Here is a 14,594-nt window from a genome sequence, read left to right as displayed (position 1 = left end):
CCGAAGGCACTTAAGGAATAAGCAGGCTATGATGCTGCTGAAGTTGGAGCGGATCACGCGCTTTTCAAGCATTCCGGCATATGATCATAAGAAAACTGAGCGTGATGAATGGACACCCTTAGCGATATCGGACTTTTGGCAAGGGCTGACGCTATTCGCAGCGAACCTGGCTTTCCTTAGCTCTACCTGACCAGAGAAACAAAAGGCCGTTAAGGGTTTCCTTGAATCCAAGCGGCAGGCGGGCCATTATCTTGTCCCTACCCGGCAATACCGCAATGATTTAAGGGAAAGGCGCTTCTGCCCCCTTTTGGACGGACATCCTCTATGCTCGAAGACGTAAAGCCCTTACATACGCCGCCCCAACTTCCACCGGAAGATTTACCGCTGGACAAGATCCTGCCGGACGAGCCGCTTCTGCTCATGGGCGCAGGACCGGTGCCGGTGCCGAGCAAGGTCGCGGCGGCCAATTCAGTGGTCATCAACCACTTAGGCGATACCATGGGCACAATCATCGAGCGCGTTAAGCTAATGGCCCAGTACGTCTTCCAGACGCGCAGCCGTCATGTGCTCGGGGTAGCCGGCCCCGGCTCGGCGGCGATGGAAATGGCTATCAGCAATCTGGTCTGGCCCGGGCGGCGGGTATTATGCGTCCAGAATGGGCTGTTCAGCAGCCGCTTCGCCGAAATGGCGCGCCGCGTAGGGGGCGAGACGACGGTACTGAACGTGCCGCTCGGGCAACCGGCCGACCCGGAGGCGGTCAAAGCCTTGTTGGCGCAGGAGCGGTTCGACGTGGTTACCCTCGTTCAAGGCGAAACCTCCTGCACGGTATGGAACCACGCACTACCGGAGATTTGCCAGCTGGCCAAGGCGCGCGGCGCACAGACTATCGTCGACGCCGTCTGCACCCTCAGCACCATGCCTCTACCGATGGACGAATGGGGCGTGGACGTGGTGGTTACCGGCGGTCAGAAGGGCTTGTCCTCCATCCCGGGGGTATCTCTGCTGGTGTTTTCCAACGAAGCCTGGGAGAGCATCGAAAACCGCAGTGCGCCCATGCCGCACTGGTGCCTGGATGCACGCTTGGCGCGCGAGTTCTGGCAAAACAAGGGCTATCACTATACGGCACCGGTGTCGGGTATTCTCGCCCTGCACGAAGCGCTGCGGCTTATCTGTCTGGAAACCCTGCCCGCACGCTTTGAGCGCCACCGGTTGTGCTCAAAGGCGCTACAGGGGGCGATTCTCGCGATGGGGCTTACGCTGTTCGTCGACGAGCCGGCACGCCTCAACTCCGTGGTCGGCATTAACGTGCCAGAAGGCGTTGACGCCAATGCCGTGCTGAAGCAAATGTCCTCGCGTTACCGGGTGGAGATCTCCGGCGCCTTTGGCCTGAACCTGGTGCGGATCGGCCAAATGGGAGAGCAGGCCCGTGCGCACAACGTCTTACGTGCCGTCCATGCCTTAGGGATGAGTATGCAAAGCGCCGGCGCCAAACTAGACGTGCCGACCGGCATGGCGGAACTGGAACGGGGCTTGGCCGACGCCACTTGATGCTGTTATTCGCCCGCGTTGAGTTTTCGCCATAACGTACTCCGGCTGATTCCAAGCCGGCGGCTGGCTTCGCTGCGATTGCCGCCACAGGCGGCCAATACCTGCTCGATGCGCGCGCGCTCATCGAGAGCGGGCGCCGCCCGCTCCCCTCCCGCTGCGTCCGCGAATAACTCCGGCACCACGGTGCGCAGCTCCTCCGCCCCTATCGCACCGGCGGCAAATTCGGCGTGATAAACCGCCAGCCGCTCCATCAAGTTTTCTAATTCGCGGACGTTGCCAGGCCACCGATAAGCCCGCAGCAACGGCAAAACCTGCGCGAGAACAACCTCCGGGTCGCACCGGCCACCCAACCTCGGCAAGGCTTTTGCCAGGGCTTGGCGCGCAATTGCCGGCACATCGTCAATACAGTTCCTCAAGGGCGGCACATCGATGCGCAGAATATTCAAACGGTAGTACAAGTCTTGCCGAAACTCGCCGCTGGCCACAGCGGCCGCCAGGTTGCGGTGGGTAGCGGCGATCACTCGCACATTCACCGGCGTCGGCTCGGTGGCACCTAGACGAATGACCTCCTGCTCCTGTAAGACGCGCAGAAGTCGCGTCTGCAACCCTACCGGCATTTCGCCGATCTCATCGAGAAACACCGTACCGGTATGAGCGGCCTCGAACAGCCCTGGCTTACCGCCTCGACGCGAGCCGGTGAAAGCGCCTTCCTCGTAGCCGAATAGCTCGCTCTCCAGCAGTGCAGCAGGAAAGGCTCCACAGTTAAAAGCCACGAAGGGGTGGCCGCGACGGGGGCTCGCATTGTGGATACCTTGAGCAAGCAACTCCTTGCCGGTGCCGCTCTCGCCGACGATTAGCACGGTCGCCTCGGTGGCCGCATATTTCGACGCCAGCCGCTTGGCTTGTTGCAACGGGGGGAGGAGCCGAGCAACTGATCGAGTTCGTATTTCGCCGCCAGTTGGCGCGGTTTATCGGTCGAGCGCAGGCTGCGGTCGACACGCTGGATAGCCGCCGAGTCCTGTAAGGTCATTACCGCGCCGGTTTGTACGCCCTGCTCGCGGATGGGGATGCGGTTGGTCACCAGCGTACGCGAGCCGAGCCGGTGAATCCGCTCCAGCTCCGCGCGCCCCTGCTCCAAGGTCGAACGCAAGCTCAGGCTAGGGGCGATCTCGCTTAAACGGCGGCCAATGGCCTGCTCGGCAGGCAGACTCAGCAGGCGCTCCAGCGCCGGGTTGAACGACTGCACGCGTTCGTCCATGTCAACAGCGACAACACCTTCGTTGAGCTGCTTGAGGATAGTGTCCAGCCGCTCCCGACGGGCGACCTCGACACGGCCGACACGGGCGATTTCAATGGCCTTGTCCAAGGCCTCCGCTACCGAATGGTGCGAATACAAGAAAATGCCGGCCAAGCCGCTGCGCACGGCCAAGTCGGCGACCAAACCTGGGCCGATAATGGCCTCGGTACCGGCGTCAGCCAGCTCGCGCACCCGGGCGCGGGCATCGTCTGCCGTATGGTAGGCACGCAGTGTCAGCGGCAAGCCAAACTGCGCTTTGAACTGCGCTAACTCCGGCGGCACCGCGCCGTGCGTCACCACGCCAATCCGTTCGCTGATGCGGCGCGCTTCGGCTAATGCCTTTAGCACGTCGAAACCGGTCAGCGTCACCAAAGCAACCGGCAGCGCAAGATGGCGCCGTAGAAAGGCGCCATTCGAACCTGCCGCCACCAGCGCATCCGCCTCATCGGTCCGACGACGATGCTTAATGGCCTCGACAGCCTCGTCAAACCCTTTGTCGATAATATGGATTTCGGCGCGTTCGGCATAATGGGGCGCTAACTCTTGCAAAACGTGCTTTAGGCGGCTGACGCCGACAGCCCAGATGATCGGTTTGCGATCCCTATTCTGGCCGCTGTAATCCACCATAGCTTCGCCCCCGCCGTTTCATATTGAAACAACTGAGTGTTTCACAAAAACGACAAACAAAACACTCAAGATCTAACGCCGGCTTCGAAAACCGCTATCTCGGCCCCAACATCAATCACTTAGCCGAGGCTGCCGCGGCTGGCATGGCGCTTGCGTAACGGCTTGTCAGCCCAACCGCACCAAGGAGCCAGTCATGAGCAATAAAGCAACCTCAGCCGGCGCCCGCTTTCGCCGCGCCGTAGCCGCCGAGCGACCGTTGCAAGTCATAGGAACCATCAACGCCTACCACGCGGTTATGGCCACTGAGGTCGGCTATCAGGCAATCTACCTCTCCGGCGGCGGCGTCGCGGCCGGCTCCCTCGGCTTGCCGGACCTTGGCATCAGCACACTGGACGACGTACTCACCGACGTGCGCCGCATTACCGACGTCGTGGACACGCCCTTGCTGGTCGATGCCGACACCGGCTTTGGCGGGGCATTTAACATCGCCCGCACGGTCAAATCGCTGATCAAGTTCGGCGCCGGGGCCTGCCATATAGAAGATCAGGTACAGGCCAAGCGTTGCGGCCACCGCCCCGGCAAGGCCATTGTTTCTCGAGAGGAAATGGTAGACCGTATAAAAGCGGCGGTGGATGCGCGTACCGACCCGGATTTTGTGATTATGGCGCGCACCGACGCGCTCGCGGTGGAAGGCCTGGAGGCGGCCATCGAGCGCGCCCGTGCCTACGTGGAAGCTGGCGCCGATATGATCTTTCCTGAGGCGATGACCGAGCTCGACATGTATCGCCAGTTCAGCAAGGCGGTAAAAGTGCCCGTACTGGCTAATATTACCGAGTTCGGCTCGACGCCCTTGTTCAGCCGCGAAGAGCTAGGAGAGGCCGGCGTCCGCCTGGTGTTGTATCCGCTGTCAGCATTCCGCGCCATGAACCAGGCCGCACTCAAGGTCTACCGTACGGTACGCGAACAAGGCAGCCAGGAATCGGTGCTACCGCTGATGCAAACACGCGCCGAATTGTATGAGTTTCTCGGCTATCACGCTTATGAGCAAAAGCTCGACGCACTGTTCAGCAAGGAGAATCAAGAATGAACGAGACCGTTAAGCCGAAACCGAAAAAGTCGGTCGCCTTATCCGGCGTCGCCGCGGGCAACACAGAGCTATGCACCGTAGGCCGCAGCGGCAACGACCTACACTATCGCGGCTATGACATCCTCGACGTGGCCGAAGCCTGCGAGTTCGAGGAAATCGCCTATTTGCTCGTTCACGGCAAGCTACCCAACCAAGCCGAGCTGACCGCTTACAAGAGCAAGCTAAAAGCGCTGCGCGGCCTGCCGGCAGCGGTCAAAGGCGCGCTGGAGCAACTCCCCGCCTCCGCCCACCCGATGGATGTGATGCGCACCGGAGTGTCCGTGCTCGGTTGCTGCCTACCGGAGAAGGACGATCACAACGCAGCCGGCGCCCGCAGCATTGCCGACCGTTTGATGGCCTCTTTGGGCTCGATGCTGTTGTACTGGTACCACTTCAGCCATAACGGCCGCCGTATCGAGGTAGAAACCGACGACGACTCCATCGGCGGCCACTTCCTGCACTTGTTGCATGGGGAGAAGCCGCGCGAATCCTGGGTGCGTGCCATGCACACCTCCCTGATCCTCTACGCCGAGCACGAATTCAACGCCTCGACCTTTACCGGACGAGTGGTGGCCGGTACCGGCTCGGATATGTACTCCGCCATTACCGGCGCAATCGGCGCCCTACGCGGGCCTAAGCACGGCGGCGCCAACGAGGTGGCCTTCGATATCCAGCAGCGCTACCAAACGCCGGACGAGGCCGAAGCGGACATCCGCCAGCGGGTCGCGAACAAAGAAGTCGTCATCGGCTTCGGGCATCCGGTTTACACGATCAGCGACCCGCGTAACAAAGTCATCAAGGAAGTCGCGCGGCGCTTGGCGGCGGAAAACGGCGACATAAAAATGTTCGACATCGCCGAGCGCCTGGAGAGCGTGATGTGGGACATCAAAAAGATGTTCCCGAATCTGGATTGGTTCTCGGCAGTGTCCTATCACGCGATGGGCGTACCGACAGCAATGTTCACGCCCTTATTCGTCATCGCCCGCACCAGCGGCTGGGCGGCCCACATCATGGAGCAGCGGGTGGATAACAAGATCATCCGCCCCAGCGCCAACTATGTCGGCCCGGAAAATCGCCGCTTCGTGTCCATCGACCAGCGCGATTAATCCTGCGGAAAACCGGGGCCACCGCAAGCTCGGTAGGTTGGGCTGAGGCGAAGCCGAAGCCCGACATCCCCCACCGATAAGAGCCTACGGAAAGCCAAGATATCGCAGCGGCGCCGAACGGGCTCCGCCTGAATTTCGCGAGCCCCGGCCCTGCCCGTGCTCAGGCGAGACGCCACAGCCTTTGTGGCCTCAGGCCGCTAGAAAGCATCGCCTGGCACGCGCACCCAGCCTTCCATCAGCACCCGTGCGCTACGGCTCATAACGGCTTTGGTCACGCGCCAGCAGCCGCCTTGTCGGCTCGCCTCGGCACCGACGCGCAAGATGCCGGAGGGATGACCGAAGCGCACGGCGTTGCGCTCGCCGCCACCAGCGGCGTCGCTAACGAGCGTGCCCGGGATCGCCGCGGCGGTGCCGATGGCCACCGCCGCCGTACCCATCATGGCGTGGTGCAACTTACCCATCGACAAAGCCCGCACCAACAAATCGACCTCGTCGGCATTCACCGTTTTACCGCTGGAGGTGGTGTAGGGCCGCGCCGGGGCGACGAAAGCGATTTTTGGGGTGTGTTGGCGTTGCGTCGCCTCCTCGATACGCTCAACTAAGCCCATACGTAGCGCGCCATGAGCGCGCAAGGTCTCGAAAAAGGCTAAGCGTTCCGAATCGCCATTGATCGCCTCTTGTAGCTCCGTGCCGCTGTAGCCGATGTCCTCGGCGTTGACGAAAATAGTCGGGATACCGGCGTTGATCAGCGTTGCCCGCAGCGTGCCGATACCCGGCACTTCCAGCTCATCCACCGTATTCCCAGTGGGGAATAAGGCGCCGTCGCCGGCGGCCGGATCCATGAACTCGATCTGCACTTCGGCCGCCGGGAAGGTCACGCCGTCGAGTTCAAAATCCCCGGTTTCCTGCACCTGGCCGTCGGCAATCGGCACGTGAGCGACAATAGTCTTGCCGATATTCGCCTGCCAAATGCGCACTGCGCAGACGCCGTTGCGGGGAATCCGTTCGGCTGCCACCAGCCCGCTTTCGATAGCGAATGCGCCCACGGCGGCGGTGAGGTTGCCACAGTTGCCGCTCCAGTCGATGAAGGCTTTATCGATGGCAACTTGGCCGAACAAGTAATCGACATCGTGCTCCGGCTGCGTGCTCGGCGCCAAAATAACCGTCTTGCTCGTGCTCGATGTTGCACCGCCCATACCGTCGGTATGCTTGCCGTAAGGGTCGGGGCTGCCGATCACCCGTAGCAAGAAGGCATCGCGCGCCGCTCCAGGTATTTGTGCGGCGACGGGTAAGTCCTCCAGCCGGAAGAACACCCCTTTGCTGGTGCCCCCGCGCATATAGGTCGCAGGCACTTTGATTTGCGCTGCTCGTGCCATACCTTAAGCCTCCACCGCTTCGGCTTCGAGAAAGTCTTGCGCGAAGCGCTGCAACACACCACCCGCCTCGTAGATGGAAACTTCTTCGGCGGTGTCGAGCCGACAGGTCACCGGCGCTTCGACCGTCTCGCCGCTACGGCGACGAATTACCAGGGTAAGATCGGCGCCCGGCTTTAGCGCGCCGTGCACGTCGAAGGTTTCGGTGCCGTCGATCGATAAGGTTTTGCGCGTGGTGCCGGGTTTGAACTCTAGCGGCAGCACGCCCATGCCAACCAGATTGGTGCGGTGAATGCGCTCGAAGCCTTCGGCGACAATGGCCTCCACGCCGGCTAGACGCACGCCCTTCGCCGCCCAATCCCGCGACGAGCCCTGACCATAATCGGCGCCAGCGATGATAATCAGCGGTTGCTCCCGTGCTTGATACGTCTCGATTGCTTCCCACATCCGGGTAACCCGGCCCTCGGGCTCGATGCGTGCCAACGAGCCCTGTTTGACCTCGCCGCCCTCCTGCACCATTTCGTTAAGCAGCTTGGGGTTAGCCAGGGTGGCCCGCTGTGCGGTGAGATGGTCGCCGCGGTGGGTGGCATAGGAGTTAAAGTCCTCCTCCGGCAGCCCCATTTTGGCTAGGTACTCACCGGCGGCGCTATCGGGCAGGATGGCGTTCGAGGGCGACAGGTGATCGGTGGTGATGTTATCGCCCAATACCGCTAGCGGCCGCATGCCCGTGAGGCTGGGTTTGCGCGCCAGCGCTCCTTCCCAATAGGGCGGGCGCCGAATATAGGTGCTCATCGGCCGCCAGTCGTACAAGGGGCTGACCGCCTCGCCGGCTTCCACTTTAAGCTGGAACATCGGCTCGTAGACTTGCCGGAACTGCTCGGGCTTGACGTGTTGCTCGACGATGGCGTCGATCTCCTCGTCGCTCGGCCAGAGATCTTTCAGGGTAATAGGCTTGCCATCCAGGTCCGTACCCAGCGCATCCTTTTCGATATCGAAGCGGATGGTGCCGGCGATGGCGTAGGCCACCACCAGCGCCGGCGAGGCCAGGAAGGCCTGTTTGGCGTAGGGGTGAATGCGGCCGTCGAAGTTACGGTTGCCGGACAATACGGCGGTGGCGTAGAGATCGCGGTCGACGATTTCCTGCTGGATCGCGGGGTTCAGCGCGCCGCTCATGCCATTACAACTGGTGCAAGCAAAACCGACAATGCCAAAACCCAGTTTTTCAAGCTCCGGCAATAGGCCAGATTCTTCCAGGTACAACTGCACAGCTTTGGAGCCGGGCGCCAGCGAGGTCTTCACCCAGGGCTGGCGAGTCAGGCCCAATTCGTTGGCCTTGCGCGCCAAAAGCCCCGCCGCCACCACGTTGCGCGGGTTACTCGTGTTGGTGCAGCTGGTAATGGCTGCGATAATGACGGCGCCGTCGGGCATTAGCCCGGCTTCGCGCTCCACCTTACCGGCAATACCCCGCTTGGCGAGCTCAGTGGTAGCGACCCGCTTGTGCGGATTTGACGGACCGGCGATATTGCGCACTACTTGCGAGAGGTCGAAACGTAGCACCCGCTCGTAGTCGGCCTCGGCAAGCGAGTCGGCCCATAGACCGGCCTCTTTAGCGTAGGTTTCCACCAGCTTGACCTGCTCGTCCTCGCGACCGGTGAGCTTGAGGTAATCGATAGTCTGTTGGTCGATGTAAAACATCGCCGCCGTGGCGCCATACTCGGGCGTCATATTGGAGATCGTGGCCCTATCCCCCAGCGTCAGGTGCGCCGCACCCTCGCCGAAGAACTCCAGATAGGTGGAAACCACACGTTCTTTTCGCAAAAATTCGGTCAACGCCAGCACGATGTCGGTGGCGGTAGTTCCTGGCCGCGGCTTGCCGGTCAACTCCACACCGACGATGTTCGGCAACCGCATCCACGAGGCGCGGCCGAGCATCACGCTCTCGGCCTCCAGGCCGCCAACGCCGATAGCAATCACGCCCAGGGCGTCGACGTGCGGCGTATGACTATCGGTGCCGACCAGCGTGTCGGGGAAGGCCACGCCGTCGACCGCGTGCACCACCGGCGACATCCGCTCCAGATTAATCTGATGCATGATGCCGTTGCCCGGCGGGATGACGTCGACGTTGTGAAAGGCTTGCTTGGTCCAATTGATGAAATGGAAGCGATCCTCGTTGCGCCGCTCTTCAATCGCGCGGTTTTTCGCAAAGGCGTCCGGGTCGTAACCGCCGCACTCCACCGCCAGCGAGTGGTCGACGATGAGCTGGGTCGGCACGACTGGGTTGACCTTGGCCGGATCGCCGCCTTTTTCCGCAATGGCGTCGCGCAAGCCGGCGAGATCGACTAGGGCGGTTTGGCCGAGGATGTCATGGCACACGACCCGGGCGGGGTACCAGGGAAAATCGAGATCGCGCTTACGTCCGATGAGCTGCTGCAAGGCATCGGTCAACAGCTCCGGCTCGCAACGGCGCACCAGATTTTCCGCCAGCACGCGCGAGGTATACGGGAGTTTTCTGTAGGCGCCAGGCTGGATGGCCTCGACGGCGGCGCGGGCATCGAAGTAGTCGAGCCGGGTTCCCGGCAGAGGCTTGCGGTATTGTGTGTTCATAAGCATCAATCGTCGTGGTTTTCCAGATATTTGCGCGCACGGCTGATATGCCGGCGCATAAGCAGTTCGGCCAGTTCGCCGTCGCGCGCAGCAATGGCTTCGGCAATCCGTCGATGCTCGTCCAGCGCTCGCTGTGGGCGGTGGAGATTCAGCGAGACTTGATAGCGGTAACGACGCACGCGGTAGTAGATTTCATTGAGCAACAGATCGACCAAAGTGCCGTTGTGGCTGCCCTGGATGATGCGGTAGTGAAAATCGAGATCGCCCTCGCGCTGATAGTAGGCGACATCCTCCTGCAGATCCTGCTGTTGCTCGTGTTGCTCCAGCAACTCCCAAAGACCGGCAATCTCCGCCGCGCCCATCTGCTCGGCCGCCCAACGCGCCGCCAGGCCCTCCAGGGCTTCCCGCACTCGATAGATCTCGATCAATTCGCGCAGTTCCAACGCCGCCACTCGGGTGCCGACGTGGGGGATGCGCTCCAGCAGCTTGCGTGCTTCCAAGCGCCGAATTGCCTCCCGCAGCGGGCCACGGCTAACGCCGTAGCGGGCCGCCAGCTCGGCCTCGCCAAGTTTCTGGCCGGGTTCGAACACACCGAGGACGATATCGTCCTGCAAGCGGGTGAAAACCCGCTCGGCCAGCGTACGGTTGTCGTTGGCAAGAGCAGTGTCCATAGGTCAGCCTTAACAGGATAGATCCGGCAAATTGTCGACAATGGACTACCCGTGAGCGGGCAATCAGCGCTTGCCGATAGGTATCCTATCGGTTTTATGGTCATTTTGTCGACAATGAATCTTCATAACAGCGGTACTCAAGGGAAATCGGGAGGGAAGCCTGTTTATTGTCGACAATCTTTTCAAGATTCGCAGCTGTGTAAGGTTCCGCCGGGCAAAAGGGTTTTTCCTGACAACTGAGGCTTGCCTTTCAAGAGGTTCGTCGTGCTTTAGCGGGATGATTGCTTTGTTGTGGTTAGGTTCTGGTAACGGCAACGAACAGGAATGAGGAGATAACGGCACTCCTTCCGTAAAACTGTGGCGAGAACCTACCGACCTAGCCGGCAAACCGTTAGGTGCCGCTTCTGGAGCACTTTCAGATCAGATTCCACAAGAATCAAATTCGCATTTTCTAAACCAGCCACAAGAGGTTGACGGGCCATCCGGCCTGGACAATACTCAAGCTAATCAGACAAAAGAAAAAACCAGCATAATCAAAAAGTAATGAAGCCCTCGGTCATGAGGGGTTTCCACGCGACCACCTCAACTCAGGCGGTCTGCTGATAGGGCCTAAACATGCTAACTCGTAGTGCCGGAGCGTACCGCCTGGCGGTATACAAGGGCAGGCGTGTTTACTAGGAAAGCGGCCTAATAAAGGGATATATCATGAGCAACAGCGTGTATATGGCACTGATCGGCTATGCGTTTGTTACCTCGGTCACCCCTGGCCCCAACAACTTCATGCTGCTTTCCTCAGGCGTCAACTTCGGTTTCCTTCGATCCATCCCTCATATGCTGGGCATTTCTGTAGGTTTTTTTGCGCTCTTGATCGCTGTTGGGGCTGGTCTAGGCGCATTACTGACAACTTTCCCAGCATTCCATCTTGCACTGCAAATAGCTGGAGGCGCCTACCTCCTCTACCTCGCTTGGCGGATCGCAATGACGCGCTCTATCGCGGAGGGCAGCGTTGAGAGAAACCAGCCGATCACTTTTCTCGAGGCGGCAGGGTTCCAATGGGTCAACCCCAAGGCTTGGGTCATGGCCACCACCGCGATGGCGATCTACACCAACACGGATAGCCCACTCCTATCGGTCTTGGTAATCGCGTCTGTGTTTACCTTGATCAACCTTCCTTGCGTATCCATCTGGGCGGGTTTTGGAGTGAGTTTGCGGCAAACCCTCTCCGATCCGGCTCATCTTAAGCGCTTCAATATGGCGATGGGTGTGGTGCTTGTGCTTAGCATGTGGCCCCTCCTGTTTTAATCGATCATGAAGGGGGCTCTATGATTGATTTGCTTCACGCACCATTTTCCAAATTTGCCGGGATGCGGGCATTCTGACCCGGCGCGCTATCAGGGACAATGGACAGGACTTTTCCTACGAGGATCTGCTTGCACGGTCCGAAGAGGTGGCAGCGTTCCTGTCTGCGGCCGGTGTTAGGCAAGGCGATGTTGTCGCCCTGATGGCCAGGCGCGGGTTTGACGCAGTAGCAGCCGTCTACGGGATTATGGTGTTGGGCGCGGTTTACATGCCCGTTGACAGAGCCTTCCCGCGCGATCGCGTTGCCTACATGCTCGAAACAGCATCCTGCCGATATCTCCTGACCGATGACATCGCGTGCGCGCAAGGGCTTCCGGAATCGGTTGCGCGGCTTCCCCTTAATCGCGCTGGCGGCGAGCGACTTGGCTACGATCCCGCAGTCGTTGCGCCCGACGACCTTGCCTACGTGCTCTTCACTTCGGGCAGCACAGGCCGCCCAAAGGGAGTCATGATCCGGCACCGCTCAGCGGCGCGCAGGATGGTCTGGGCTCGCGAGCGGTTTGGGCCAGATCTCGCCCTCGTACTCGGGTCCACCTCCTATGCGTTTGATATCTCGATCCTAGAGCTCTTTGCGCCGCTCGGCTGCGGTGGCGCGCTTGAGATCGTCGACAGCGCGCTCTCCCTCGCCGAGGAACACGTCGGGCGAGAGGTTACGCTCGTCAACTGCGCGCCGTCCGCATTATCCGCCGTCCTATCCCTCACACGACTCCCCCCTACGGTGCAGACGGTAATTCTTGTCGGCGAGGTGTTACACGGCCGCCTTGCCCGCAGGCTGTATGATCAAGGCGTCCGACGAGTCTTCAACCTGTACGGCCCGACCGAGGACACGATCTACTCGACCGAGTACCTCGTCCCGCGGGATGTCGGCGACAGCGTTCCCATCGGCATGCCGCTGCCAGGGACCGAGGCGGTTGTCATGGACACGGACCTGCAGCCGGTCGCCGACGGAGCGCTAGGGGAACTATGCCTGCTCGGGGAAGGCCAGGCAGCCGGATACATCAACCGCCCGGACCTCACAGATGAACGGTTCGTAACCTGTACCGCCCCACCCTACGTCGGTAAGCGTATGTACCGTACCGGGGACCGCGCCCACCGGCTACCGTCCGGGGATCTGCATTGCCTCGGCCGCCTCGACGATCAAGTCAAAATAGACGGCCACAGGATTGAGCTATCCGAGATTGCGCATGTCATCATGAGCGTGCCGGACGTCGCTCAGGCCACAGTGATCGTTGCGCAGTTCGGTGCGCAACGCCTGGGGCTCGCGGCCTACGTGGTGCCGACGCAGGGTAACAGCAACGAAGAAGATCTCCTCGAGAGCATCAAGGGCCAGGTCGCCGCCAAGCTCCCCGTCTATATGCATCCGCTGAGCTACGACCTGCTGCCCTCGTTCCCGACGACGACGAGCGGGAAGCTCGACAAGAATGCGCTCCCCCCACCCTCCGCAGGGCGAGGCAGTAGCGCGACGGATATGGTCGACGAGGCCCTACAAGCGGTCCTCGGCCGATCCGACCTGCCGGCATCAGCTCCGATTTTCCTGCACGGGGCGAGCTCGATGGACCTCGTGCGGATAATTGCGTATCTGCGCGAAGCCAGCGGGCGGGCCGTGGCGCTCGCCGCGGCATTCCGCGCCGCAAGCCCGGACGGGCTGCGCCAACTCCTGGCAAATGCAAAGGAGAGCCCCAGCCGCCTCGCGTCGATCAAACCCGATCCAATGGCCGTGACGCAAGCCCAGCGACAGATGTGGCTCGCGCAGGAGATGGCTGAGGATCCGGTTGCATACCTCCTGTTCGTCGAGGTCGAGACCACGCTGCCACCCGAGGCTCTTGCGCTCGCCGTGCGAGAGGTGGTCGCGCGCCACCCCTCTCTACATACGGCTATTGCTCTAGATGAAGAAAACCTGCGGCGCATGGCGATCGATGCAGCGGAAGATCCGGTCTGCACTTGCGAAGAAGACCACGGCTGGGAAGGGGCGGTCGACCGGCATCTGTCGAGCGCATATCCGTTCACGGCGGCGATTACCAAGATTCCGGGAGGAGCAGCCGCTCGGATCGTCGCTGACCATGCCATATTCGACCGCTGGTCACTCAATATCCTGCGCGACGAACTCGCCGCGCACCTCGCCGGTCAGGCTCTTCCTCCCCTACCCTCCTTACGCGTGCCTGTCAGGGACGCCGAGGACGATGCTGCATTCATCGAACGACTCTCCGTGGAGCTCGCCCAAGCACAGCTCCTTGCCTGGGCTGCAACCGATGCGCGTGCCGCACACATCCTCCGCGAGCCGCTGTCCGATACCGCCGTCGCCGCGATCCGCAGGGCTGCGGGCGCGCTTAACCTGACGGCCGCGGCGGTAGGCTTCGGTCTTTTCGCCGAATGTGCGTCGATGCTTACCGGCGTCGGCGACCTCTCAATTGGGATCACCCTCGTCGATCGCCACCAGGGGAACATTAACGCCATCGACTGCCACGTGAATACGCTACCCATCTACTGGTCGCGCGCATTCGGTGTAACCCTGGAGGAGCGCCTCGATGCGGCCGGCCGTCGCGTGTTCTATCACGTAGCACATAGCCATGTTGGCATCGAGTCTGTGCTGTCGGCAGTCCGGACACGGCGCGGCGAGCCCGGTTGGGTTCCGTACGCAATCGCCTACGGCTGGCACTCCGAATCGCCCGACACCACTGCCGGCAGCCCCATTATCGTCCGTTTCCGACCGAATCCGTCGGCAAGGCTTCCGCTCACGCTCTGGCTGGAGGAGCGCGGTGGCCATGTGGACGCCGTCTGGACGGCACACCCAGCATGCTTCGAAACGATGCGCCTCAAGACATGGCATCGTACGTTCGAGAACATCGCCGGCAAACTGGCAACCCTGCTGTGAAGGAGAACGGA

10 protein-coding genes are annotated in these 14,594 nt (G+C 61.1%); 5 read left to right on the top strand and 5 right to left on the bottom strand.

Annotation, left to right across the window (positions count from 1 at the left end; genetic code table 11):
* Positions 1-324: 324 nt before the first annotated feature.
* Positions 325-1,548, top strand: coding sequence for a pyridoxal-phosphate-dependent aminotransferase family protein (locus CAI21_RS06355; RefSeq protein ID WP_116301520.1), 1,224 nt, complete (start codon positions 325-327; stop codon positions 1,546-1,548).
* A 5-nt stretch (positions 1,549-1,553) separates the two neighbouring features.
* On the opposite strand, the gene CAI21_RS23670 is transcribed toward CAI21_RS06355, so the two are convergent.
* Both CAI21_RS23670 and CAI21_RS23665 read right to left on the bottom strand, forming a co-directional pair.
* Complete coding sequence (locus CAI21_RS23670; protein ID WP_258868020.1) at positions 1,554-2,408, bottom strand: sigma-54 interaction domain-containing protein; 855 nt, start codon at positions 2,406-2,408, stop codon at positions 1,554-1,556.
* Entirely contained in the window at positions 2,402-3,472 is a 1,071-nt protein-coding gene (locus tag CAI21_RS23665) for a PrpR N-terminal domain-containing protein (RefSeq protein ID WP_220347779.1), read from the bottom strand. Before CAI21_RS23665 ends, CAI21_RS23670 begins: the two co-directional genes overlap by 7 nt.
* A 193-nt stretch (positions 3,473-3,665) precedes the next feature.
* Here CAI21_RS23665 and prpB point away from each other — a divergent pair, with 193 nt between their 5' ends.
* Together prpB and prpC are read left to right on the top strand one after the other, a co-directional pair.
* Positions 3,666-4,559: a methylisocitrate lyase gene (prpB, locus tag CAI21_RS06345; RefSeq protein WP_116301519.1), complete on the top strand. Its 894-nt coding sequence runs from the start codon at positions 3,666-3,668 to the stop codon at positions 4,557-4,559.
* Positions 4,556-5,704, top strand: coding sequence for a bifunctional 2-methylcitrate synthase/citrate synthase (prpC, locus tag CAI21_RS06340; protein ID WP_116301518.1), 1,149 nt, complete (start codon positions 4,556-4,558; stop codon positions 5,702-5,704). Before prpB ends, prpC begins: the two co-directional genes overlap by 4 nt.
* Before the next feature lie 197 nt (positions 5,705-5,901).
* Here prpC and prpF read toward each other — a convergent pair whose 3' ends face one another.
* From prpF to CAI21_RS06325, 3 genes are read right to left on the bottom strand one after another with little or no spacing between them, the layout of a single operon-like run.
* A complete protein-coding gene (gene prpF / locus CAI21_RS06335) occupies positions 5,902-7,080 on the bottom strand; it encodes a 2-methylaconitate cis-trans isomerase PrpF (protein ID WP_116301517.1) in 1,179 nt (392 codons plus the stop codon).
* 3 nt (positions 7,081-7,083) lie between these two features.
* On the bottom strand, positions 7,084-9,681 hold the full coding sequence (gene acnD / locus CAI21_RS06330) for a Fe/S-dependent 2-methylisocitrate dehydratase AcnD (RefSeq protein ID WP_116301668.1): 2,598 nt from the start codon (positions 9,679-9,681) through the stop codon (positions 7,084-7,086).
* 5 nt (positions 9,682-9,686) lie between these two features.
* On the bottom strand, positions 9,687-10,352 hold the full coding sequence (locus CAI21_RS06325) for a GntR family transcriptional regulator (protein WP_116301516.1): 666 nt from the start codon (positions 10,350-10,352) through the stop codon (positions 9,687-9,689).
* A 705-nt stretch (positions 10,353-11,057) separates the two neighbouring features.
* On the opposite strand from CAI21_RS06325, the gene CAI21_RS06320 reads away from it, so the two are divergent.
* On the top strand, positions 11,058-11,654 hold the full coding sequence (locus CAI21_RS06320) for a LysE family translocator (protein ID WP_116301515.1): 597 nt from the start codon (positions 11,058-11,060) through the stop codon (positions 11,652-11,654).
* 43 nt (positions 11,655-11,697) lie between these two features.
* Complete coding sequence (locus CAI21_RS06315; protein WP_309544940.1) at positions 11,698-14,583, top strand: amino acid adenylation domain-containing protein; 2,886 nt, start codon at positions 11,698-11,700, stop codon at positions 14,581-14,583.
* Positions 14,584-14,594 lie beyond the last annotated feature (11 nt).

It is taken from the genome of Alkalilimnicola ehrlichii (genome assembly GCF_003399765.1).
Taxonomy (GTDB): Bacteria; Pseudomonadota; Gammaproteobacteria; order Nitrococcales; family AK92; genus AK92.
The sequence above is the reverse complement of the archived record's forward strand: the minus strand, read 5'-3'. Positions and strand labels throughout refer to the sequence as shown.